Annotated in this window: 20 protein-coding genes; 12 read left to right on the top strand and 8 right to left on the bottom strand. The window is 34.3% G+C overall.

From position 1 onward, the window contains the following. The first annotated feature begins 88 nt into the window (after window positions 1-88). Both rocD and BXY58_RS10720 read left to right on the top strand, forming a co-directional pair. Window positions 89-1,339 carry an ornithine--oxo-acid transaminase gene (gene rocD / locus BXY58_RS10725; protein WP_120213863.1) on the top strand — a complete coding sequence of 417 codons (1,251 nt, stop codon included), beginning with the start codon at window positions 89-91 and terminating at the stop codon, window positions 1,337-1,339. A 2-nt stretch (window positions 1,340-1,341) separates the two neighbouring features. Next, window positions 1,342-2,094 (top strand): glycosyltransferase family 2 protein, encoded by a 753-nt coding sequence (locus tag BXY58_RS10720; RefSeq protein WP_120213862.1) that lies wholly within the window; start codon window positions 1,342-1,344, stop codon window positions 2,092-2,094. Between the two features lie 25 nt (window positions 2,095-2,119). On the opposite strand, the gene BXY58_RS10715 is transcribed toward BXY58_RS10720, so the two are convergent. Further along, window positions 2,120-2,989 (bottom strand): hypothetical protein, encoded by an 870-nt coding sequence (locus BXY58_RS10715; RefSeq protein WP_120213861.1) that lies wholly within the window; start codon window positions 2,987-2,989, stop codon window positions 2,120-2,122. 239 nt (window positions 2,990-3,228) lie between these two features. Here BXY58_RS10715 and BXY58_RS10710 point away from each other — a divergent pair, with 239 nt between their 5' ends. The 3 genes from BXY58_RS10710 (at window position 3,229) to BXY58_RS10700 (ending at window position 6,754) form a co-directional block, all read left to right on the top strand. Next, complete coding sequence (locus tag BXY58_RS10710; protein ID WP_120213860.1) at window positions 3,229-4,194, top strand: glycosyltransferase family 2 protein; 966 nt, start codon at window positions 3,229-3,231, stop codon at window positions 4,192-4,194. Beyond that, a complete protein-coding gene (locus BXY58_RS10705) occupies window positions 4,194-5,261 on the top strand; it encodes a glycosyltransferase (protein ID WP_120213859.1) in 1,068 nt (355 codons plus the stop codon). Before BXY58_RS10710 ends, BXY58_RS10705 begins: the two co-directional genes overlap by 1 nt. Before the next feature lie 266 nt (window positions 5,262-5,527). Further along, window positions 5,528-6,754, top strand: a complete 1,227-nt coding sequence (locus tag BXY58_RS10700) for a glycosyltransferase family 4 protein (protein WP_120213858.1) — start codon at window positions 5,528-5,530, stop codon at window positions 6,752-6,754. Between the two features lie 1,101 nt (window positions 6,755-7,855). On the opposite strand, the gene BXY58_RS10690 is transcribed toward BXY58_RS10700, so the two are convergent. Continuing rightward, window positions 7,856-8,200 carry a phosphomannose isomerase type II C-terminal cupin domain gene (locus BXY58_RS10690; RefSeq protein WP_120213856.1) on the bottom strand — a complete coding sequence of 115 codons (345 nt, stop codon included), beginning with the start codon at window positions 8,198-8,200 and terminating at the stop codon, window positions 7,856-7,858. A gap of 215 nt (window positions 8,201-8,415) precedes the next feature. Between BXY58_RS10690 and gltX the strand changes: the two genes are divergently transcribed. Together gltX and BXY58_RS10680 are read left to right on the top strand one after the other, a co-directional pair. Then, window positions 8,416-9,924 carry a glutamate--tRNA ligase gene (gene gltX / locus BXY58_RS10685; protein ID WP_120213855.1) on the top strand — a complete coding sequence of 503 codons (1,509 nt, stop codon included), beginning with the start codon at window positions 8,416-8,418 and terminating at the stop codon, window positions 9,922-9,924. Between the two features lie 66 nt (window positions 9,925-9,990). Beyond that, entirely contained in the window at window positions 9,991-10,947 is a 957-nt protein-coding gene (locus BXY58_RS10680) for an acetyl-CoA carboxylase carboxyltransferase subunit alpha (RefSeq protein WP_120213854.1), read from the top strand. A 276-nt stretch (window positions 10,948-11,223) separates the two neighbouring features. On the opposite strand, the gene rpsB is transcribed toward BXY58_RS10680, so the two are convergent. The 3 genes from rpsB to rplM form a co-directional block, all read right to left on the bottom strand. Beyond that, window positions 11,224-11,985: a 30S ribosomal protein S2 gene (rpsB, locus tag BXY58_RS10675; protein WP_120213853.1), complete on the bottom strand. Its 762-nt coding sequence runs from the start codon at window positions 11,983-11,985 to the stop codon at window positions 11,224-11,226. A 180-nt stretch (window positions 11,986-12,165) separates the two neighbouring features. Next, window positions 12,166-12,552 carry a 30S ribosomal protein S9 gene (rpsI, locus tag BXY58_RS10670; RefSeq protein ID WP_120213852.1) on the bottom strand — a complete coding sequence of 129 codons (387 nt, stop codon included), beginning with the start codon at window positions 12,550-12,552 and terminating at the stop codon, window positions 12,166-12,168. A 6-nt stretch (window positions 12,553-12,558) separates the two neighbouring features. Continuing rightward, window positions 12,559-13,014 carry a 50S ribosomal protein L13 gene (gene rplM / locus BXY58_RS10665; protein WP_120213851.1) on the bottom strand — a complete coding sequence of 152 codons (456 nt, stop codon included), beginning with the start codon at window positions 13,012-13,014 and terminating at the stop codon, window positions 12,559-12,561. A gap of 217 nt (window positions 13,015-13,231) precedes the next feature. On the opposite strand from rplM, the gene BXY58_RS10660 reads away from it, so the two are divergent. Beyond that, entirely contained in the window at window positions 13,232-14,329 is a 1,098-nt protein-coding gene (locus BXY58_RS10660) for a DUF3667 domain-containing protein (RefSeq protein WP_120213850.1), read from the top strand. Between the two features lie 53 nt (window positions 14,330-14,382). On the opposite strand, the gene BXY58_RS10655 is transcribed toward BXY58_RS10660, so the two are convergent. Next, entirely contained in the window at window positions 14,383-14,715 is a 333-nt protein-coding gene (locus BXY58_RS10655; RefSeq protein WP_120213849.1) for a hypothetical protein, read from the bottom strand. 217 nt (window positions 14,716-14,932) lie between these two features. On the opposite strand from BXY58_RS10655, the gene pncB reads away from it, so the two are divergent. From pncB to BXY58_RS10635, 4 genes are all read left to right on the top strand, one after another. Beyond that, on the top strand, window positions 14,933-16,108 hold the full coding sequence (pncB, locus tag BXY58_RS10650; protein ID WP_120213848.1) for a nicotinate phosphoribosyltransferase: 1,176 nt from the start codon (window positions 14,933-14,935) through the stop codon (window positions 16,106-16,108). 188 nt (window positions 16,109-16,296) lie between these two features. Further along, complete coding sequence (locus tag BXY58_RS10645; RefSeq protein ID WP_120213847.1) at window positions 16,297-16,776, top strand: BON domain-containing protein; 480 nt, start codon at window positions 16,297-16,299, stop codon at window positions 16,774-16,776. A 6-nt stretch (window positions 16,777-16,782) separates the two neighbouring features. Next, complete coding sequence (locus BXY58_RS10640) at window positions 16,783-17,199, top strand: SH3 domain-containing protein (protein ID WP_120213846.1); 417 nt, start codon at window positions 16,783-16,785, stop codon at window positions 17,197-17,199. Between the two features lie 81 nt (window positions 17,200-17,280). Next, window positions 17,281-19,935: an outer membrane beta-barrel protein gene (locus BXY58_RS10635; protein ID WP_120213845.1), complete on the top strand. Its 2,655-nt coding sequence runs from the start codon at window positions 17,281-17,283 to the stop codon at window positions 19,933-19,935. Window positions 19,936-20,214: 279 nt separating this feature from the next. Here the strand turns inward: BXY58_RS10635 and BXY58_RS10630 are convergent, their stop codons facing one another. Together BXY58_RS10630 and BXY58_RS10625 are read right to left on the bottom strand one after the other, a co-directional pair. Further along, entirely contained in the window at window positions 20,215-21,183 is a 969-nt protein-coding gene (locus tag BXY58_RS10630; RefSeq protein ID WP_120213844.1) for a glycosyltransferase family protein, read from the bottom strand. Window positions 21,184-21,339: 156 nt separating this feature from the next. Then, window positions 21,340-22,164 carry a UDP-2,3-diacylglucosamine diphosphatase gene (locus tag BXY58_RS10625; RefSeq protein WP_120214000.1) on the bottom strand — a complete coding sequence of 275 codons (825 nt, stop codon included), beginning with the start codon at window positions 22,162-22,164 and terminating at the stop codon, window positions 21,340-21,342. Between the last annotated feature and the right edge of the window lie 21 nt (window positions 22,165-22,185).

Here is a 22,185-nt window from a genome sequence, read left to right as displayed (position 1 = left end):
AGATAAAAATGCCTGACTTTTACAGTTGGGCATTTTTATTATCATTAATTGAAATCAAATTCGTTATTTTTACAGAAAAATAAACGATATGGCAACAGCAGTCCAGCAAAAAAATTCTCAATATTTCATCGACCTCGAAAATCAATATGGCGCTCACAACTACCACCCGCTTCCAGTGGTTTTGGATAAAGGTGAAGGCGTTTTTGTCTGGGATGTCGAAGGTAAAAAATATTACGATTTTTTGTCTGCTTATTCTGCCGTTAATCAGGGTCATTCTCATCCGAAAATTGTTGGCGCCTTGGTAGAGCAAACTAAAAAATTAGCTTTGACATCGAGAGCTTTTTATAATTCTAAATTGGGAGAATACGAGAAAAAGATAACATCACTTTTTGGCTTTGACAAAGCCCTGCCAATGAACTCTGGCGCTGAGGCTGTTGAGACAGCTGTTAAACTCGCCAGAAAGTGGAGTTATGAAGTCAAAGGGATTTCTGAAAATGCTGCAAAAATAATTGTATGCGAAAATAATTTCCACGGAAGAACAACGACAATTGTTTCTTTCTCTAATGATCCAGATGCTAATCAAAATTATGGACCTTTCACACCTGGATTTATAAAAATTCCTTATAATGATCTTGGAGCATTAGAAGAAATCTTAAAAAATGACTCTGAAAATATTGCCGCTTTCTTAGCCGAACCCATCCAGGGTGAAGCCGGCGTTTACGTTCCAGATGAAGGATTCTTAAAAGGAGCTTCGGAATTGTGTAAAAAATATAATGTCCTTTTCATCGCAGACGAAGTTCAAACGGGAATCGCAAGAACCGGAAAATTGATTGCTTGTCACCACGAGGATGTTCAGCCGGATATTTTGATTCTGGGGAAAGCTCTTTCCGGCGGGATGTATCCTGTGTCTGCAGTTTTGGCAAACGATGAAATTATGAATGTCATCAAGCCGGGCCAACATGGTTCTACATTTGGAGGCAATCCAATTGCTTGTGCGGTTGCGCTAGCTGCTCTGGATGTTGTAGCTGAAGAAAACTTATCTGAAAGAGCCGAGGAACTGGGACAGCTCTTCCGTTCTGAGATTGAAAAATTAATCCAAAAAACAAATCTGATCACAAAAGTTCGTGGAAAAGGCCTATTGAACGCTATTCTCATCAACGATACTCCTGATAGCAAAACAGCCTGGAATCTTTGTTTAAAACTGAAGGAAAACGGCCTTCTTGCCAAGCCAACTCACGGTAACATTATCAGATTGGCTCCGCCTTTGGTGATTACTGAAGAACAACTTTTGGATTGTGTGAGAATTATCGAAAAGACGATCTTAGAATTTCAAAAATAAACATGCAGCAGCTGAACGAGAAGATAAGCGGTCTGATTATTACTTTCAACGAAGAAAAAAACATGCGAGAAGTCCTCGAATGTTTTGATTTTTGTGATGAAATTATCGTAGTCGATTCTTTCAGTACAGATAAAACTATAGAAATTGCAAGTACATTTCCTAAAGTAAAAATTATTCAAAACAAATTTGAAGATTTTACTAAGCAAAGAAATATTGCGCTGGATGCCGCAAAAAATGACTGGGTTCTATTTTTGGATGGCGACGAGCGAATAACTTCTGAATTACAAGAAGAGATTATTAAAACAGTTAAAGATTCTAACGCAAAAGATGCTTATTATTTTTACAGAACATTTTTTCTTGGAAAGAAGAAAATTAATTTTTCCGGTACTCAGAATGACAAAAATTTCCGTTTGTTCAGAAAATCGAAAGCTCACTATTCCAAAAATAAAAAGGTTCACGAGACCTTGGAAGTCAATGGAACGGTTGGTATTTTAAAACATAAACTTCTTCATTATTCTTTTGAAAATTATGACCAATTCAAAAACAAAATGTTGTCATACGGAAGGCTAAAAGGACTGGAACTTCAACTAAAAGGAAAAAAATATTCGTTCCTTGCACAATGGGGCAAAGTGATTTTTAAGTTTTTTAAAACTTACTTTCTAAAGCTCGGAATATTGGATGGTGTCAATGGATTAAAAATCAGCTATCTCCAAAGCCTGTACGTCTATGAGACCTACAGAACTTTGAAACAATAAATTAATTTTCCGGAAAACTCAGATTTTACTTATTGATGTAAAGCGGTTTTCTATTTTTATAAAATTGATCTATAAAGTTTTTAAGTTTTCTTTGTGTACTAGATTCCTTCACCTTGATCGGAATTTGAGTGAAATCAATTTCTTTTACCTTTTGAATAATTTGGTCTAGAGAATAATGTTTCATAAAACACTCTTTCAGAAAGTTACTGATAATCTCGTTCCATTCTTTTTTATTTCCCCAGTAGTGTCCAACAATATTATCAGCAGGTTTCAAAGCTGAAAATTCATTTAATCCTAAAGAAAATGCAAATTGTTCTACCAATCGTCTTGTAACACCATCTTCACACATTGCATCATTAATTCCCAATGTTAAATCCAGGCAACTGAAATGCTTGTGAGAAATCCCAATTAACCCCGCATTCCACATTGCAGAATTTTTGTCTATTTGAATACTGTGATAAGTTTTCCCATTCATCTGTTTCCACATCAGTCTTTCGGTTTTTGATGAAAGAGCCGATAACTTTCCTTCTTCTACGTGCATATAATTCTGCCCGTTTTTCATTCCATCCCGCAAAGAATCCATCTCATGATAAAAAAAAGTATCACCATCCAAATACAAAATAGATTCTGATGGATATTTCCCAGAAACCAATTGCAATGCTTTGATTTTCACCCTCCAAAAAAATTGATATTCACCTTCCCATTCTTTAATTACATCATTATTGATAGATATAGTTTCTATATGATTTCCAAAAGAATTAAACAACTGTGTGTTATCAGTCACCACAACTATTCTATCTCCAGCATTTTTAAATAACAAGGCTGTATAAATTGAAAAATGTGCCTGTTGGTAATTTTCTATATTATTACCAAATACTAAATATACAATATTCATAAATTTCTAATTAAAAGCCTCTGTTTGCAGGATAAACTGTATTATTTTTTCAAATTTAGAACAAAAACTGCGAATATTGAAAATTTGTTTGGCCTAATATTTTCTTTTAAATTAGAATAAAAAATATGTTGCAAACATAATAGTTTGCTAATATCTTTGCTTTTTTAAATAAATAGATAAGCGATTATTTTTCATATGTCGACATTTTTCTAATTCAAGTATTAGCCATTGCAATTTTTATGAATAATTATCCGCTGATAAGTCTAATCATCCCCTGTTACAATGCTGAACAGACATTACGAAAATGTCTGTATTCTGTCATCCGCCAATCATATAACAACCTGGAAGTCATATTGATAGACGACGGCTCAACGGATGGATCTGCAAAAATTTATGAAGAATTCCGACTTAAAGACAAAAGAATAAAAATCTTAAAACAAGATAATGCAGGTGTTGCAAAAGCAAGGAACAATGGCGTAGAAGCTGCAACGGGAGAATATATTTGTTTTGTAGATTCTGATGATTGGGTAGAACCTGATTATTGTACTGTGCTTTACAATCTACTTAAAGAAGAAAACGCTGATATTGCTATAATCGAAGCTTTGTACGAAGATAAAAACGGAAATGTTATTTTCAATAAGCCTACTTCGGAAGAGATGGTTTTTGATGGAAAAAAAGCATTAGCTCTTCTTTTGGAAGACGAAGTGATACAAAGTCATCCCTGGGGGAAATTATATAAAGCTAGTTTTCTAAAAAATATAAATTTTCCAGAGAGCTTAAAATGTTTTGAGGATTATTCAACATTATTCAAGGTGTTCGACAAAGCGATGACCGTTGTCAAATCTAATAAGCAGCTGTATCATTATATACAGCATGAGGATAGTCTCTCACATAATCTTTCCCCTGAAACGGCTTATTATTTTTATCTGGCAATAATGGATGTGTTCAAGTTTTGGCAAAATTCAAAAGAAGTCACAAATGAGCAGAAGATTACGAAAAACATCATCAGAAAACTATTAATGGTTCTCAAGCGAATACTTCGACAAACCGGTAAGGAAGATATGATTACTGAAAAAGAAGAAATCCGACAATCTTTTAAATCTTTTCTTAAATATCCTGCTGTAGATATCGGTTGGGAATATTATTTCTATTTACGTTTATACTATTATTATCCGAATCTTTATACAAAATTAATTTCTGAGTAATGACATCATCTCCATTGGTCACTATTATAATTCCTTGCTATAACGTTGAAAAATATGTTGCATTTTGTATAGACTCAATCATTAATCAGGATTATGAAAATTGGGAATGTGTTATAATCAATGATGGAAGTACTGACAATACGCTCGAAATCCTTAAGTCCTTTGAATCTATTAGTCCGAAAATCAGATTGTTTAACCAAAAAAATGCTGGGCTTTCTGCGACAAGGAATAGAGGAATCGATCTTGCAGAAGGAAAATTTTTATTTTTTTTAGATTCTGATGATATTTTAGATAAAAGTGCCATCCGCACTTTTGTTTCATCTTTTGAGAACAATGATATTATTACCGGAATTACGGTTTCTTCAAAAATTAATAAGGAGGCAATCTCAAAAATTTCGCAACTGTACTCTCCAAAAGAAGGTGAGATTTTTTTTGTTAATAATCATTTTGACGTCCTAATAAGAACTATGGAATCTGCTTTAACTCCTGTTGCACAAAACCGATTGTATAAAAGGGAATTCATAGAAAAAAATAATCTGCGTTTTAAGGAAGGTATTCTTCATGAGGACGAATTATGGTTTTTTGAAACCATGCTTCTAGCTAGAAATGTAAAGTTTATTGATAAAGAAACATATTTTTACAGAACAGACAATTCCGATTCAATAACAAAAAACATTAGCGATAAAAATCTAAATTCTTATCTGGACATTTTAGAAACTATTCTTGAAAAATATTACATCAATAATACTGACAACCTTACAAAAGCTGTTGCAGCGAGATATTTACAATATCTGAAAAAGCTGGTTATTGATTTTGCTATACGGGAAAAGAATAGGTTGAGTGATGTTTCCCGAATAAAATTGGAAGAGACTTTGAAGAAAACTCACACCAAATCTGATAATTTCAGTTTGCTTACACATAAAAATGAGACTTATTACAAAGCATTGAATAAGTTATCATTATTTCCTTTTCAAACTATTGAAAAACATTTCTTCAGAAATCCAATAAACAGTATCAGAAAACAATACAAATTATTAATAATTAATTTTTTTTTAATAATAGAATAAGATCATTGAAAGATCATCAATTTTTATATAAAAATGCTTTCAAAAGATCGAGAATATAAAAAGATCCCACAGTTAAAATGATAAATCACCCCTTTGATGATCGTCCAATCTATTTTCTTATTTTTATTATCCTGGGACTAAAAAGAAACTAATAAACTGATTGCCTATTAGGAATTGAATTAAAAATTCCTCTAAGTAAAAATCTTTTACTTAGTTTTTAAATAAGAATAAAATAATTTAAATTAGCTTACAATCAATTCTTTTAAATGAAAAGCACAAAAATCTCTTACCTTTTTGAATTTCCAAAATTTAAAAAATTAATTAAAAATATTAATGATATTGTATTTTTTTTTCCAGTCTATCATTTTGGAGGAGGAGAAAGAGTTCATGCAGATATTTTAAGTGTATTTGCCAAATATAAAACGACGTGCATTATTGTATATCGATCCGAAAATGATTTTATGAAGGAGGATTTTTTAAAAAATACTTCTCAATTAATTGATATTGGTCATTTTAGGAGTCTTAAATATCAGAATTATTACAAATTATTAGCAAAGAAGATCAATATTAAGAAAAAACCAATAGTTTTTGGTTGTAATAATCTCTTTTTTTATAAATTAATCCCTTATTTAGAGTCACATGTGAAAATTATAGATCTTACTCACGCATTTACCTATGAAGATCCCTATTCTCCTGAAAAATTCAGTATTAATATTGCTCATAGAATACACAAAAGAATTATTTTAGGAAAAAAAACATACGAAGATTACAAATTATTATATGAAAATGCCAATATTGAAGCAGATCTACTTAAAAGAATTGAAATAATTCATAATAAAGTTGATTTACCTGATTCACTCCCACCAAAACAAAAAAATAAAAAGCTCAAGATAATTTTTGTTTCCAGAAATTCTCATGAAAAGAGACCTGAAATATTCTTTGAGATTGCTCAACGATGTTTTGATCGGAGCATTCCGGTTGAATTTTTATTGATCGGTGATTTCGATAAAAATATTAAACATACTGAAAATATGATAATTATAGGCAGTATAAAAGAAAAAGATATGCTTAATTTCTATTATCAGCAAAGTGATCTTATATTAATTACATCTTACAGAGAGGGATTCCCAATGGTTCTACTGGAAGCTATGGCTTATGGTACAGTTCCTATTTCTACAGATGTTGGTGAAATTAGTGAATTCATCGGAGAGGAATTTGGCAATGGTGTAATTATTCAAGATAGATCTATTAAAAATTACATTAAAAAAAATCGCATAATCACAAACGAAAAATGGATTCCAAAAAATCTATTAAAAAACATCCCTATAGATGTCGATGAATGTATCGAAAGTTTTATTAAAACAATAATTTACTTTGATGAAAACAGAGATAAATTATATGAAATGAGCAGAAATAGTTATGAAACTACTGCAAATAATTTTTCTACAGAAAGTAATAAAAAAGCTTACTTAAAAGTGTTTTTTGAAGAATGATAGATCAAAGAAATCTTACAGTTTCTAACCTCTACTGTAGTAATTAGGATTATTATCCACTTTACTACATCTCTTTTTCATTATGATTATAATGGTATATTCATTATTTGACGAATGATATTCCCTATATACAAACCTAAAAAAATCTACCTATACACTGGAAAAATATTATTGTTTCAGTTGACTGGAATTACCGTACAATTAGACTAACGAAGATCTCGCAGATGATATTCAAAATAAATTTATCGTAAGATTATAAGATTACTATATAAAAAAATAATTTGACTGTAGTTTTCATAAAATTACTATTTTGTAAAATGGATTTTTTTAAATATTTAATCTAATCAGGAGACATTATCCTCATAACTTTTTTAGATTAAATTAATTATTTGTAAAAACTTTATATTTGCAAATAAACTTAAATATATGTCCATGAAAAATCAATTCTTACATCGTTTTTACTCTTTTTCATTTTCAATTTACAGTCTTGTAACAGAGAAGATGAAACTACATCACAGTTGAAGAATAAAACTGTTCAAGTAAAAAAGAATCAGATGCTAATCTTACTAATCCAATTGATGAACAATCACTTTCATTTACTCAAACAGTTTTCCTTGGTGAAAGCAATGGTGCAAGTCAACTTAATAGTGGCGATGAATTAAAATTGTTTTTAAACGGTATTCCTGCATTTAGATTAGTTATGCAGAAAGATTCAAACTTAGTATTATATACTGATGATGATAATAGAGTACTTTGGGCGACTAATACACCAAGACCGCTAGGAAATAATCCTATATTTATTCTTCAAAATGATAGAAATGCGGTTGTTTATAGTTATCCAATTAATAGGGGTATCGTAATGTTGCAGAGCCATATGTAAGTAATCCGTATTTTAAATTAAGGTATGAAAAAAAATAAATACATTTAATGGAACTAGCTATTATATAAGATGCATCGCTTTTGGAGATGGACATGAACTATATGACATATTTAATGTAAAATTATTTATATAAGAACTAGAATCATGATATATTAATTTTCTCAATCAACAACATTTCAATTGAAATATTTATAAGTTAACGATTGCTAATCTCACATAATTTACTCTCTATCATACTCATCCTCCAGCCTCACAATATCTTCCTCTCCAAAGTAAGTTCCGGTCTGAACTTCTATGAAAACGACGGGTTGATCCGTAAGATTCATAATCCTGTGTTTCGCACCTAAAGGAATAAAAATACTTTCTCCATAACCCAAAGAAATTTCTTTATCATCTAAAACAATTGTTGCGTTGCCTTCAACGATTGTCCATTGTTCCTGTCTTTTATGGTGATATTGATAAGATAATTTTTGTCCGGGATTGACCTCTATTCGTTTTAATTTATAGTTAGGTTCATCCGCCAAAACATAATACTTACCCCAAGGTCTTTCGCCAATTTCTAACATAGCTATTATTTTAATCTTCAAAAATACTATTTCAGATAAGATTCACCAAATTCAAAAAAGTAAAACCATTAAAATTTCCTAATTTTGCGCCACAATTTCAGAAAACAATAATTACTGTAAAAATAAACGTCTATTTATGCTTTTACTAAAATTAATTAAAAAAAACCAGATAAATTAGCGATTGCATAAGACCATTAGAAAATAAATAATTACTTATGAAAAAAGTAAGAGTACGATTTGCACCAAGTCCAACAGGAGCTTTACATTTAGGAGGAGTCAGAACAGCTCTATATGATTATCTTTTTGCAAAAAATCAGGGCGGCGAATTCGTTCTTAGAATCGAAGATACCGATACGGCAAGATATGTAGAAGGGGCGGAAGATTATATTATGAACTCCTTGGAATGGTGTGGAATCATTCCCGATGAAAGCCCAAAAATAGGCGGCCCATACGCACCTTATCGCCAATCTGAGAGAAGAGATATTTATGACAGATACAAAGAACAAATCCTTAAAACTGATTATGCTTATTTGGCATTTGATACGCCGGAAGAATTAGATTCGATCAGGAAAAAATTCGAAGCAAAAGGTGATGTTTTTTCATATAATTACCAAACAAGACAACAGTTAAGAAACAGCATTTCGCTTTCTTCCGAAGAAGTTCAGAAATTGTTGGATGAGAATGTTCCTTATGTCGTTCGTTTCAAAATGCCAATTGACAGAACACTTAACCTTCAGGATATTATCAGAGGAAATTTTTCAGTTAATACCAACACTTTGGACGATAAAGTTCTAATCAAAAATGATGGAATGCCAACTTATCATTTCGCGAATGTGGTGGATGATTTTGAGATGAAAATCTCTCACGTTATCCGAGGTGAAGAATGGTTGCCATCTATGCCTTTGCACGTTTTATTATATGAGGCAATGAATTGGGAAGCTCCAAAATTTGCGCATCTTTCTTTAATTTTAAAACCAGAAGGTAAAGGAAAATTGAGCAAAAGAGACGGCGCAAAATTTGGTTTCCCGGTATTTCCTATGGACTTCAAAGATCCGGAAAGTGACGAGATCTGGAAAGGCTATAAAGAATCCGGCTATTTTCCTGAAGCTTTCATTAATATGACCGCACTTTTGGGTTGGACACCAGCCAATGATAAAGAAATTGTTTCTTTGGATGAAATGATTGCTGAATTTGACCTTCATAAAGTTCACAAAGCGGGCGCAAGATTCGATCCTCAGAAAGCAAAGTGGTTCAATCAGGAATATCTTAAATTGAAATCTGATGAAGAAGTTTTACTCTTACTAAAAGAAGTTGACGAAGTAAAATCATTGAATTTGTCTGATGAAAAATTATTGAAAATTATTTCATTGATGAAAGAAAGAGCAAATTTTGTAGCTGACATCTATAATGACGGTAAATTCTTTTTTGAAACCCCGACTTCTTACGACGAAAAAGCCCTGAAAAAAGCTTGGAATGAAACCACCTCAGCAGTTTTAAAAGACTTATCTACAAAACTAGAAACAACAGAATTTGATTCAGAAGTTTTGAAAGAAACGATTCATCATTTTGCAGAGGAACAATCTTTGGGAATGGGAAAAGTTATGATGCCGCTTCGTTTGGCTCTAGTTGGAGAACTGAAAGGTCCTGACGTTCCGGATATTATGAACATCATTGGCAAAGAGGAAACGCTTGCAAGAATCGAAAAAGCAATTAACTCGAATTAATTATATTATTCAAAAGCCATTTGTAAAAAAAAGATTATTTTTGAAATGGTTTAATCCAAACAGAATATGGAGTATTTAGAATTTGAACAACCTGTAAAAGAACTGATCGAGCAGTACGAAAAATGTGTACAACTAGGTACAGAAAGCGGCATCGACGTAGATGAATCCTGCAAAAAGATCAAAACCAAAATAGAAGAAACCAAAAAGAAAATATATGGGAACCTTTCACCTTGGCAAAGGGTTCAGCTTTCCAGACATCCGGACAGACCGTACACATTGGATTATATCAATGGTCTGGCAGATGAAGGAAGCTTTGTAGAATTGCACGGCGACAGAAACTTCGGTGATGACCCTGCTATGGTTGGCGGCATTGCCAGCATCAGCGGAAATACAGTAATGCTGATAGGAACTCAGAAAGGTAGAACAACCAAAGAACGTCAGCACAGACGTTTCGGGATGTCTAATCCGGAAGGTTATAGAAAAGCGCTTAGATTGATGAAATTGGCAGAGAAATTCAACATTCCTGTGGTGACTTTTGTGGATACACCCGGAGCTTATCCTGGTCTGGAAGCGGAAGAGCGTGGACAAGGTGAAGCGATTGCCAGAAACATCTATGAGATGTGTCAATTAAAAACACCTATCATCACGGTAATCATCGGTGAAGGTGCAAGTGGTGGCGCATTGGGAATTGGTGTCGGAAACAAGGTCTATATGTTGGAAAACACCTGGTATTCTGTAATCTCTCCAGAGAACTGCTCTGCCATCCTTTGGAGAAGCTGGGAATATAAAGAAACTGCCGCAACAACAATGAAGCTGACGGCAGAAGATATGCTGAAGCAAAAGCTAATCGACGATATTATTCCTGAACCGCTAGGAGGTGCACATTATGACACAGCAGCAACATTTGAGAATGTGAAAAAATTCCTATTGAAAGATATCAAAACGCTTTCTAAACAGCCAGTAGATAAATTGGTTGCGGAAAGACAAGATAAATTTATTGCAATGGGAGAATTCAAAGGATAAGATTTAATTATTCTTTTCATAATTATAAAATTAGCCCTTTCAGAGTTAAAAACTCTGAAAGGGTTTTTCTTTTAGCAAATCGATCTCGTTTTGAGATACAAATATTGTTTTACCCTGAATCTTGCGGCCCGACTTGAGTGGAGCTCTTTTTTGGATGGGAAAAGCCTTAGCAAAAAGCAGGAACGGAAGGCGGATAAAGCTGCCTAATAATTAATAAAAAAAAGCGATTCAAATCGTTGAACCGCTTTTATATTTTAGAAAAAATTCTAATTATTTTTATTCTGCATCAAAGTCAGCATCTGCATCAGCAGAAACTTTTTCGCCTTCTTCTTTAGATTTTTCTTTTTCTGCTTTTCTTTGAGATTGACCTTCTTTTACAGCGTCTGCTACAACAGAAAGGATCATATCGATAGATTTTGAAGCATCATCATTTCCTGGGATTACAAAATCCACTTTTCTTGGATCTGAGTTTGTATCAACGATTCCAAAAACCGGGATACCCAATTTTTTAGCTTCTGTAACCGCGATGTGTTCTCTCATAATATCAACTACAAAAATAGCTGAAGGCAATCTCACCATATCTGCGATAGATCCTAAGTTTTTCTCAAGATTAGCTCTTTGACGATCTACTTGCAATCTTTCTTTTTTAGATAGAGTTTCGAATGTTCCGTCTTTCTTCATTTTATCGATAGCGTTCATTTTTTTAACCGCTTTTCTGATCGTTACGAAGTTGGTCAACATTCCTCCTGGCCATCTTTCTGTGATGTAAGGCATATTAAGTTCTGCAGCATGTTTTGCTACTACTTCTTTCGCTTGCTTTTTAGTCGCTACGAAAAGAACTTTTTTACCTGAAGAAGTTAATTTTTCCAAAGCACTACAAGCTTCGTCCAATTTAACTGCTGTTTTATGTAAATCTACGATGTGAATACCGTTTTTCTCCATGAAAATGTATGGAGCCATATTTGGATTCCACTTTCTGGTCATATGACCGAAGTGTACACCAGCCTCTAAAAGGTCTTTTACATTTGCTTTTGCCATGTTTTCTTGTTTTTTGTTAGTTTACTTTCCGCTTTTCGGCAATCAACTTTACTTTAGATGGGAGTAAAATTTGGATGCTAAACGTAACGGGCAATTTTTGTTAGATTAATAGATCTCTGGTAGAAGATAACGAACCCAAAAAGCTCTGAAATCCAAAACCCAGAATCCGAAGTCTGAGAATTAACGTTTTGAGAATTGGAATCTCTTTCTCGCTTTTTTCTGACCTGGCTTCTTTCTTTCTACCATTCTTGCATCTCTAGTTAACAATCCGTGTGGCTTAAGAAGCAATCTGAATTCTTCATTAATTTCACACAATGCTCTAGAAACTCCTAGTCTGATCGCTTCTGCCTGACCAGTGATCCCTCCACCAAAAACATTAACAGTTAAGTCATACTGACCCAAAGTTTCTGTCAATAAAAATGGCTGATTAACTTTGTAAACTAAAACATCTGTACAAAAATATGTTTTAGCATCTTTTCCGTTTATAGTAATGTTACCAGTCCCTGGCTTCACATAAACTCTTGCAACAGAAGTTTTTCTTCTTCCGATTTTGTGTACTATAGACATACTCAATTATTTGAATTCGTTAACATTGATTACTTTTGGCTGTTGAGCTTCGTGCTTGTGCTCAGTTCCTTCATATAGATAAAGGTTTTTGAATAAAGCTGAACCCAATCTGTTTTTTGGCAACATACCTTTTACAGATTTTTCCAATACTTTAAGAGCATCTTTTTTTCTAAGCTCATCAGCAGTCATAGACTTCTGACCACCTGGATATCCAGTGTGCCAAATGTAAGTTTTGTCTGCCCACTTGTTTCCGGAAAGTGTCACTTTCCCAGCGTTCAAAACGATTACGTTATCTCCACAATCTACGTGTGGTGTGTAATTCGTTTTGTGCTTACCTCTCAAAATCTTTGCAACAGTAGAAGCTAGTCTTCCCAACGGTTGCTCAGCAGCGTCTACCACAACCCATTCTTTATTAGCGGTAGCCTTGTTTGCCGATACTGTTTTGTAACTTAATGTATTCACAATTTATCGTTTACGATTAAACATAATTTTCCCTTAAAGGGTGTGCAAAGGTATGAATTTTTTCTCGGATGAAAAATTTTCCTCAGAAAAATATTTTAATTTTCTAAAAATTAATAAGTTAACGAATCATTAATTACTCAAAAACTTTCTGAAATTTGTCCAAATAAGCTTTATTTATAATTCGGGATTTTTATATTTTTGAGGAAAATTCTATAAAATGAGCCACGGAAAACTGAGAGAAGAAAAAGATTGCCTTAATTGCGGACACCTTGTGGAGGATCATTATTGCCCGCACTGTGGCCAACAGAACATCCAAACCAGGCAGCCTTTCTATTATCTTTTCACGCATTTTGTAGAAGACTTCACGCATTACGACGGACAATTTTGGGGAACTCTTAAAAATCTTCTTTTCAAACCCGGTAAATTGACCAATACTTATCTGGAAGGCAAAAGACAAAAGTTTGTTCCGCCGGTTAAGCTTTACATTTTTATCAGTTTTATTACATTTTTTCTGTTCGCTGTTTTCCCGCCTTTTGATATTAATTTTGAAGGCAAAAAAGCCGATCAGACTGAGAAGGCTTTTAAATTGAACAGACTTACCGAGACGACCAAAATGCTGGATAGCATCAGAACTACCACGCCTAGCAATGGTAAAGATACGGTAGCGATTAATAGAATCAATACTCTGCTGAAAGATTCTACAAGATTAAGCGATATCGAGGATAGTTTCGATATGAGCAAGAAGCTGGATGATAAGTTTGAGTATAATGGTTACACCAACAGAAAATCGTTTGATTCTGCAAAAGCAAAAAATCCTTCGTTCTATGACTTTATCAATGTTCCTGTTGGTCATAAATTTTTTGAACTGAAGGAAAATGGTGTTACAAAAGGAGAAATTCTAAAAAAACTAGGTGAGATATCTTTCCATAATTTGCCGAAAGCGTTGTTCATTTATCTTCCGATTTTTGCATTTTTCCTGTGGATTTTCCACAACAAGAAGAAATGGTGGTATTTTGACCACGGGATTTTCACTTTACATTATTTCAGTTTCTTATTACTGACAATCTTATTATTTTCATTTTTATATAAATTGGCAGACGTAACCCATTCTTCAATTAGTATCATTATCTATTTATTGATGAATGTAATATTCTTTTACAGCATCATTTACTTTTTTATAGCGCACTATAAAGTTTATCATACGCACGGTGTTGTCAGTTTTATCATTGGAAGCATTCTGTTTATGTTTAATTTTTTTGCCTTTCTGTTTCTGGTTATGGGTTTAGCCGTCATCAGTTTCCTGATGATTCATTAAAAATAAAGCCGGGCTTTTTTCGAAGTCCGGCTTTTAAATTATATAATCTAAAATTAATACCTCAACGATTTGCTTTCCCGGAAACTTGCGATCATATAATAGGCTACAAAAACTGTAGAGAATTTGATAATGGAAGGAACTGCAGTTTCAAAATCAAAACATAACAATCCGACAGCAACCAGGAAAATAATTCCAATGAAGGAAATTCCCATTTTCTTTGGCAGCGACCATTCCGGGTGGTCCACAAAATATGCCAATCCCCAGCCGATTCCAAAAGCCGAAGCCACGTAAAGTTCTACCCAAAACTCAGCAGGTTCTCCTGTTAAACGTCTCAAGAAAAAACTAATCAGGGTTCCAACTACGAAATACATCAGCGCTTTTATCATTTCAAAAAATTTTGACAAAAGTAAGGATTGTTATTTTTATAAATAATCAAATCACAAAAGGCACAAAAGAAAAATCTAAATAAAGGATTAAAAAAAGAATACGTCAAAATTCGCTATTTCTATTTAACTTTTGGAATATAAAAAACCTATGCGTTTTTGTGACTTTTGTGGCTTGTAATCAACATCAATTCCTTAGATTTGTTTAAATGATATTTTTATGCGCGAGATACGACTGAACTCTATTCTGGATAACGATTTCTACAAGATTACAATGCAAAATGCAGTCGTGAAATTGTTCACGAACGAGATTGTAAAATACGAATTCATCAACCGTGGAAAGCATCAGTTTCCGGAAGGTTTTGCAGAAGAACTCAGAAAGTCTGTCAACGCAATGGCGGAGTTGAAGCTCACCAAAGATGAAAAAAAATATCTGAAAATCACTTGCCCATATCTGGCTCTGCCCTACCTCGATTTTTTGGAAGGTTTTCATTACGATCCTACGGAAGTAAAGATTGAACAAAACGGCAACGAGCTGAAAGTTTCGGTGGAAGGTCTCTGGTACAGAACCATTCTTTGGGAAGTGCCGCTTCTTGCGCTCATCAGCGAACTTCATTACGAAATGAATCATCTGGAAAGACAAACTAACGAAGAAGTCATTTCCAAAACCGTTGAAAAAGCCGTTCATTTGACAGAACTCGGAGTTCCTTTTGCAGAATTCGGAACAAGAAGAAGACATTCTTACAAAGTTCATAGATTGGTAATGGATGCTTTGATTCAGGATAAAAAATCGACTTTTACAGGAACTTCGAATGTCCATTTGGCGATGCTTTACAATGTAAAACCAATCGGCACACACGCACACGAGTGGTTTATGTTTCACGCAGCTGAATTTGGCTTCAAGATGGCCAATTCCATTGCGTTAGAAAACTGGGTCAATGTTTACCGTGGTGATTTAGGCGTAGCACTGTCCGACACCTATACAACGGATGTTTTCTTCCAGCAGTTTGATAAGAAATTTGCGAAGCTGTTTGACGGCGTTCGTCACGACAGCGGCGATCCTTTTGAATTCGCTGATAAAACCATTGCACATTATCTGAAGAACGGCATCAACCCATTATTCAAATACATTATTTTTTCTGATGGTCTTAACCTCGAAAAGGTGGAGGAAATCACCAATTACTGCAGAGGAAAAATCGGGATTTCTTTTGGGATCGGGACCAATCTTACCAATGATGTCGGACTTAAACCAATGAATATAGTAATGAAGCTCATCAGCGTAAAAGGCATCAATAACGAGTGGATCCCAACAGTAAAACTCTCTGATGAAAAAGGAAAATATACCGGTGATCCGAAAATGATTGAGTTAGCGAAGGAATTTCTAAGAATCAGCTAAATTGAATTTCATCTTTTTAACCGACTTATAAAATTCTGTTAAATATTTTTAATAACCATTGTCGCATCAAAAAAGTTTTTAATTTTACTAAAGACGAAAGTTGAAATTAAAATGCGATTGTGCCCGCTTTGTTTGGCATCAATTTTAATAGTTATAAAACACAACCTAAATAAATTAATTTTTATCCTATGAAAAAAACATTTAAAATTGCGGCTCTTGTATTGATGGTATCAATGACAGCCGTTTCCTGCAAAAAGAAAGTTTCTGATGCGGAACTGACTTCCCAGGCAACCACAGCAATCACGGCTTATCCAGGAACTTCTGTTGAAGTAAAAGAAGGACAAGCTCACCTAAGCGGTGTTTTTGCAACCGAAGCAGATAAACAAGCCGCTATCGACGCTCTTAAAAAAGTTCAGGGTATCAAAGATGTTCACGATATGGCAACCGTAGCTCCAGTAGCCGCGCCTGTGGAAGTGAATATGGTGGATGCAGCAGTTCTTCAAAAAGTAAATGACGCGCTGAAAGACATCCCAGGCGTAAAAGCGGAAGATGTTGCAGGGACATTAACATTGACAGGAACTACAACTGCTGCTAATGCAAGAAAAGTAAAAGAATCTGTAGATGCGCTTAAAATTGGTAAATACGATAACAAAATCACTGTAAAATAATCACAAATGAGTTTACAAGACAAATATGCAAGTGTAGTTTCTGCAGCACAGTCTGCAGGGCTTTCGGATCTTTCTGTTCAGGAACAGGACGGTGTTTTATATATCACAGGAAAAGCGTCTAGCAGCGCAGCAAAAGATTCAGTTTGGAATGCTTTGGGCGCTATTGATTCTTCTTATACAGCAACCGATATTAATATCGATGTTCAGGTTTCCGGATTGGCAGCTGGCGCTTCTTTAACTGTTGCAACTGATGAGTCTAATCTTAATATCAGACAGGAACCTTCTACGGAAGCTGCAGTTGTAGGAAAAGCGGCTAAAGGTGAAACAGTAACTTTGGTTGAGCAATCTTCTGACGATTGGTGGAAAATCAAAACTGCTGATGGCGAAGAAGGTTATGCTTACGCAAGATATTTGAAAGCTTAATTTCAAAACTTAATAAAAATTAAAACCTCTGATTGTTTCAGGGGTTTTTTCTATTTTTGGTGCCGAAAACTATAACATTTGATGAAAAAATTCTGGCTTATTTTCATTCTCGCTTTTCTAAAACTGAATGCTCAGACTTACAGCCTAACCGGAAAAGTGACGGACGAAAATAATAATCCGTTGGAAAACATCACTATTTCTTTGATGAAACAAAAGGATTCGGCGATTATCAATTACATTGGAACAAGTAAAAGCGGAAACTTCAGCATCAAGATTCCTCCACAAAACGAAGCCTCATTTCTACAGATTTCCGAAGACAAATTCAAAGCGTTCTCTCGAAAATTTGAATCTATCCATCAAAATGAAAACCTCGGAACAATCAAACTCAGCAAAGAACTTGTAACGAATATAGAAGAAGTCAAAGTCACGGTTTCACCTATTAAAATTAAAAAAGATACAGTTGAGTACAACGCTTCTTCTCTGAAAGTAAAACCTGATTCCAAAATTGACGACTTGGTGAAAGAAATTCCTGGAGCCGAAATCGATGCGGATGGAAAAATTACGGTTAACGGAAAATCTGTGAGCAAAATCCATATCAACGGGAAACCATTGTTTGATAAAAATGGAAAAATAGAGTTGGAAACGATTCCTGCCAACATCATCAAAAAAATTCAGGTTACCACTTCCAAAACCAAGGAAGAAGAGTTCACAGGAAGAGCACCAATCACAGACAGCCTCACAGTGAATTTTGAAATGAATCCTAAAAATAAAGTTGGGGTTACAAGCAACATCAGATTGGGCTATGGTTCGGATGAGCGTTATGACGGTGCTATTTTCTTTACAAAAATAAATCAGGATTCCCGCCTTTCATTAGCAGCAGGTTCCAATAATATCAATGCAGGATTATCCGGAAAAACAGGTTCCGGAGCCGGAATTTTCAGTACAACAATTGTGAATGCAACCTACTCTAACAAGTTTGATAACTTCGATTTGGACAGACTGAATGCCAATTATTATGAAAGAAATTCCGAAACTTTCTCCAAATCTGCCCGAACCACCTTTCTGCCCGACTACAAATTAGACAGAAACACAGAACGTACTGGCGACAGGGATTTGCGAAGATTGGGATTCAGCGCTAATTCGATTTTGAAATTGGATAAGTTCACAAACATTATTTTCAATTCCAATTTTAATAACAACACCACCGAAAGCACTTCCGACAATCAGTCTGTAACCTTACGGGATGATGTTCTGCTCAATTCAAGCTCGGGTTATGTCAAACAAAAATCTGTCAATAATGGTTTTTCGCAATCATTAGGAATTACAAGAAAATTTCAGAAAGAAAGACGAACTTTTTCTGCGTCAGTCAGCAGCAATGTGATGGATAACAGCGGCACCGATTATAATCTGACAACGACCATTTTTCATCAGTCTCCCGAAGAAAATGATTACCGAAATCAGCGCTCAGTTTCTAAAAATCAAAACACAGATTTTAGCTTCAATGCAAGATACGATGAACCAGTTTCCGACTCGGCCATCGTTTCCACAGAAATTACTTACAAATCTCTGTCACTCAAAAATGATAGAAAGGTTCACGATTTTGATACGGTGACGGGAGAATTTTCTACATTCAATTCTTTGTTGTCTAATACAATTAATCAAGACATCAATTCACTTTATGCTGTGATGGGTTATGATTTGAACAAAACCAAATTCCGGTTTTTCTTCAATGCTAATCTGGAAATCAACAACAACGATTTTCATTCTTTCTTCAACAATGACAATATCGATTTCAGAAAAAACTTCATTTTCCCGAATTATAACACAAGATTTGTTTACAAATTTTCCAGTAGCAAATCCTTGGAACTATCCAACCAAAGCGATTTTACAGCACCTCAGATGACGGCGCTCAATCCTTATATAGACCTTTCCAATCCGTTGCTTACCACACAGGGAAATCCTGATTTGAAAAGCACCTGGAGAAATACGAGCTCCATTTATTTTGTGAATAAGAATCTTCCGAAACATATTACTTACTCAACTTCATTGAAATTCAGTTATACAGAGAATAACGTTTCCGATTTTTCTTACTATGACGATACGGGAAGGCAGTTCAGGACTTTTGCCAACATTAGCGGAAACAAGACGCTGAGTTGGGATAGCCGTTTTTCAAAAACCTACAAATGGGATAAAAATGAATTCCGAATTTCGCCATCATTTCTGACAAGCTACACCCACAGAAAAGGTTTTGTGGATGGTGTCCAATACACCAACACGATTTACAATATTGCGCCGAAGATGATTGTGAGGCTCAACCTGAGAGATATTCTGGATCTGACAGGCTCTGCCAATCTCAATTATAATTTCTCCAACTACACCAATTATCGGGTTGATAAAACGCGAGCGGCTCAACAGAATTACACTATCGGAATGGTGAATTATTTTTTGAAATCCAATCTTTATTTCAGTAACGATATCAATGTGACCAAGAATAATAACATTTCGGCAGGCTTCAACAGAACTTCCTATTTCTGGAATGCCAGTGTGAATTACAAATTCTACAAAAAACAAATGACACTGCGATTCAACATCAATGATGTTCTGAATCAACGTCAAAATGCCATAAGAAACATCCGTGACAATTACATCGAAGACAGAGAAGAACTTGTCCTGAAACGTTATTTTATGCTCTCGCTAATGATGAATCTAAACAAGTTCGGAGGCAAGAAAAGCTGATTTTATTTTTGTAAATAACCAGAGTTAGCTTTAACAACTTACTTTAATTTATTGAATATCATTATGAACTTGTTCTTAATAGCGTCGGGCTTCAGCCCGATGTATAAAATTGTAATTAAAAAAAGGCTTTAGCCAAAACTTAAATTATGTTTTGGCTAAAGCCTGACTTTCTTTTTATATTAAAAATGGGCTAAAGCCCATTCTTATTGATATTGCATAGTTTTATTAACCCTAACTCTGGTTATTTACAAAAAAAATCTATGTGACTATGTGGCTTAATCAATACAAAACCTCTTTCGTAATAATACTTTCGATATTATCCGGATAATCCACCTCGATCAATTGGTCAGAATTAATCCATTCACGGATTTTGATTGGGTCCAATTTATCCGAATTCGCAACACCTAATCTGTCCAGCGCAAAAGCATTACATTCTTGCTCATATTGATTTTCTATTGGGATAACGAATAATTTCTTGTGCATAAACAAGGCTTCGGCAGGTGTTTCAAAGCCTGCATTACAAAGTATGCCTTCACAAGTTTCAAACAATTCCAGATATTTTGTTTCATCAATTGGGAAAATCTCCACATTATTGAATTTTTGATGTTGTTTAGCATATTTAGAAAAAACTTTCCACTGAACATCGATTCTCGTCAGGAAGTTTGTGATGACTTCATCAGAAAAACTTGGTAGATAAACCAAATAATGGCCTTTGTTTTCAGGATTCAGCTTTCTGATTTTTTGTCGGATAACCGGCTTTTTGATATGGGAGTTATAATTTTCAAAATGGAATCCAATTTTCTTTTCGCAAGGCACATAATGTTTCAGGATAAAATCTCCAAACCAATCTTTTTTCTCTGGCTTCGGTGTTTCCTTGAATGTTAAAGAAGCCTGATGGCTCAATTCTATAATAGGAAGATTTCTTAGTTTCGCCGCCCAACCTGTCAAAGGTTCAAAATCATTGATTATTAAATCATACGCACTTAAATCCAAGTCTTTAATTACTTTCGCAGCTTTGCAGAAATTATTCTCAAGCAAAGTTTTCTTGTAAGACAAACCTCCAGTTTTATTATAAAGCAAGGACACGCCTTTGAACCGGTAATCGATATCAAAATCGGACTTCAGTTGGGTCTGATGTCCACTGATTAAAGTATCTACCAATGCATGTTTCTTCAAAATCGGAATGATTTCCTGAGCTCTGGCAAGATGTCCGTTTCCTGTTCCTTGAAAGGCGTATAATATTTTCATAAGGATTTAAAAAATTAAATATTTGTGTTTTTATTTTAATCGCAAAGACGCAATTATTTTTTAAAATTTTTATACTATAAGTCGCAAACTACGACTAGGAAATTTGCGATTTAAAAGTTAGTTTATTTCATTTTCCACCTTTGCGATTGTAAAAAATTAAACAATCTGCGTCACGATTTTCATCAGCTCTGCACTGTCTATTTCTTTCATTTCCTCTGGTTCTTCATCCATAAGAGTATGTTTTTCCTCCTCGTAAACGAAAAGTTTCCAGTCGCCATTATGATATTCCAAAGCCGAAAGATTTTCCACCCAGTCACCTGAATTCAGATACATACATTTTCCTTTTTTACCAACTACTTCCCGGATTTGAGGCTGATGAATATGTCCGCAAATCACATAATCAAAATCATTTTCAATCGCCAGTTCGGAAGCTGTCAACTCAAAATCAGCGATATACTTCACAGCTTTTTTGACATTATTCTTGATTTTTTTGGAGAATGAATATTTCTCTCTGCCAATTTTCTCAAGAAACCAATTCACGAGATTGTTAATAGCAATCAGCAAGTCGTAACCTTTTCCTCCTAATTTTGCAATCCATTTGGAATGTTGAACCGATGCATCAAAAACATCACCGTGAAAAATCCAGGCTTTTTTATCGCCCAGTTTCAGAACGTGTTTGTTACAAAGCTTCAGTTTTCCTAATTCGAAATCTGTGAAATTCCTAAACGCTTCATCGTGATTTCCAGTGATGTAAAAAACCTCGGATTCTTTGGTTGCAAACGATATTAACTTTTTAACCACTTTCAAATGAGACTTCGGAAAATAAGATTTCTTGAACTGCCAGATGTCGATGATATCACCATTCAAAATCAAAGTTTTGGGACGGATAGAGTTTAGGTATCTCAATAGCTCTTTCGCCTTGCAACCGTAAGTTCCAAGATGTACATCAGAAATAATGACGATTTCCACATCCCTTTTCATATCGTCCTTGAATTTGATTTC

The sequence above is a fragment of the Epilithonimonas arachidiradicis genome (assembly GCF_003610695.1).
GTDB classification, from domain to species: Bacteria; Bacteroidota; Bacteroidia; order Flavobacteriales; family Weeksellaceae; genus Epilithonimonas; species Epilithonimonas arachidiradicis.
The sequence above is the reverse complement of the archived record's forward strand: the minus strand, read 5'-3'. Positions and strand labels throughout refer to the sequence as shown.

What these genes read in the sequence shown, in the direction of transcription:
- rocD (WP_120213863.1), top strand. Translation starts at nt 89, where the DNA reads ATGGCAACAGCAGTCCAGCAAAAAAATTCTCAATATTTCATCGACCTC.
- BXY58_RS10720 (WP_120213862.1), top strand. Translation starts at nt 1,342, where the DNA reads ATGCAGCAGCTGAACGAGAAGATAAGCGGTCTGATTATTACTTTCAAC.
- BXY58_RS10715 (WP_120213861.1), bottom strand. Translation starts at nt 2,989, where the DNA reads ATGAATATTGTATATTTAGTATTTGGTAATAATATAGAAAATTACCAA.
- BXY58_RS10710 (WP_120213860.1), top strand. Translation starts at nt 3,229, where the DNA reads ATGAATAATTATCCGCTGATAAGTCTAATCATCCCCTGTTACAATGCT.
- BXY58_RS10705 (WP_120213859.1), top strand. Translation starts at nt 4,194, where the DNA reads ATGACATCATCTCCATTGGTCACTATTATAATTCCTTGCTATAACGTT.
- BXY58_RS10700 (WP_120213858.1), top strand. Translation starts at nt 5,528, where the DNA reads ATGAAAAGCACAAAAATCTCTTACCTTTTTGAATTTCCAAAATTTAAA.
- BXY58_RS10690 (WP_120213856.1), bottom strand. Translation starts at nt 8,200, where the DNA reads ATGTTAGAAATTGGCGAAAGACCTTGGGGTAAGTATTATGTTTTGGCG.
- gltX (WP_120213855.1), top strand. Translation starts at nt 8,416, where the DNA reads ATGAAAAAAGTAAGAGTACGATTTGCACCAAGTCCAACAGGAGCTTTA.
- BXY58_RS10680 (WP_120213854.1), top strand. Translation starts at nt 9,991, where the DNA reads ATGGAGTATTTAGAATTTGAACAACCTGTAAAAGAACTGATCGAGCAG.
- rpsB (WP_120213853.1), bottom strand. Translation starts at nt 11,985, where the DNA reads ATGGCAAAAGCAAATGTAAAAGACCTTTTAGAGGCTGGTGTACACTTC.
- rpsI (WP_120213852.1), bottom strand. Translation starts at nt 12,552, where the DNA reads ATGTCTATAGTACACAAAATCGGAAGAAGAAAAACTTCTGTTGCAAGA.
- BXY58_RS10660 (WP_120213850.1), top strand. Translation starts at nt 13,232, where the DNA reads ATGAGCCACGGAAAACTGAGAGAAGAAAAAGATTGCCTTAATTGCGGA.
- BXY58_RS10655 (WP_120213849.1), bottom strand. Translation starts at nt 14,715, where the DNA reads ATGATAAAAGCGCTGATGTATTTCGTAGTTGGAACCCTGATTAGTTTT.
- pncB (WP_120213848.1), top strand. Translation starts at nt 14,933, where the DNA reads ATGCGCGAGATACGACTGAACTCTATTCTGGATAACGATTTCTACAAG.
- BXY58_RS10645 (WP_120213847.1), top strand. Translation starts at nt 16,297, where the DNA reads ATGAAAAAAACATTTAAAATTGCGGCTCTTGTATTGATGGTATCAATG.
- BXY58_RS10640 (WP_120213846.1), top strand. Translation starts at nt 16,783, where the DNA reads ATGAGTTTACAAGACAAATATGCAAGTGTAGTTTCTGCAGCACAGTCT.
- BXY58_RS10635 (WP_120213845.1), top strand. Translation starts at nt 17,281, where the DNA reads ATGAAAAAATTCTGGCTTATTTTCATTCTCGCTTTTCTAAAACTGAAT.
- BXY58_RS10630 (WP_120213844.1), bottom strand. Translation starts at nt 21,183, where the DNA reads ATGAAAATATTATACGCCTTTCAAGGAACAGGAAACGGACATCTTGCC.
- BXY58_RS10625 (WP_120214000.1), bottom strand. Translation starts at nt 22,164, where the DNA reads ATGAAAAGGGATGTGGAAATCGTCATTATTTCTGATGTACATCTTGGA.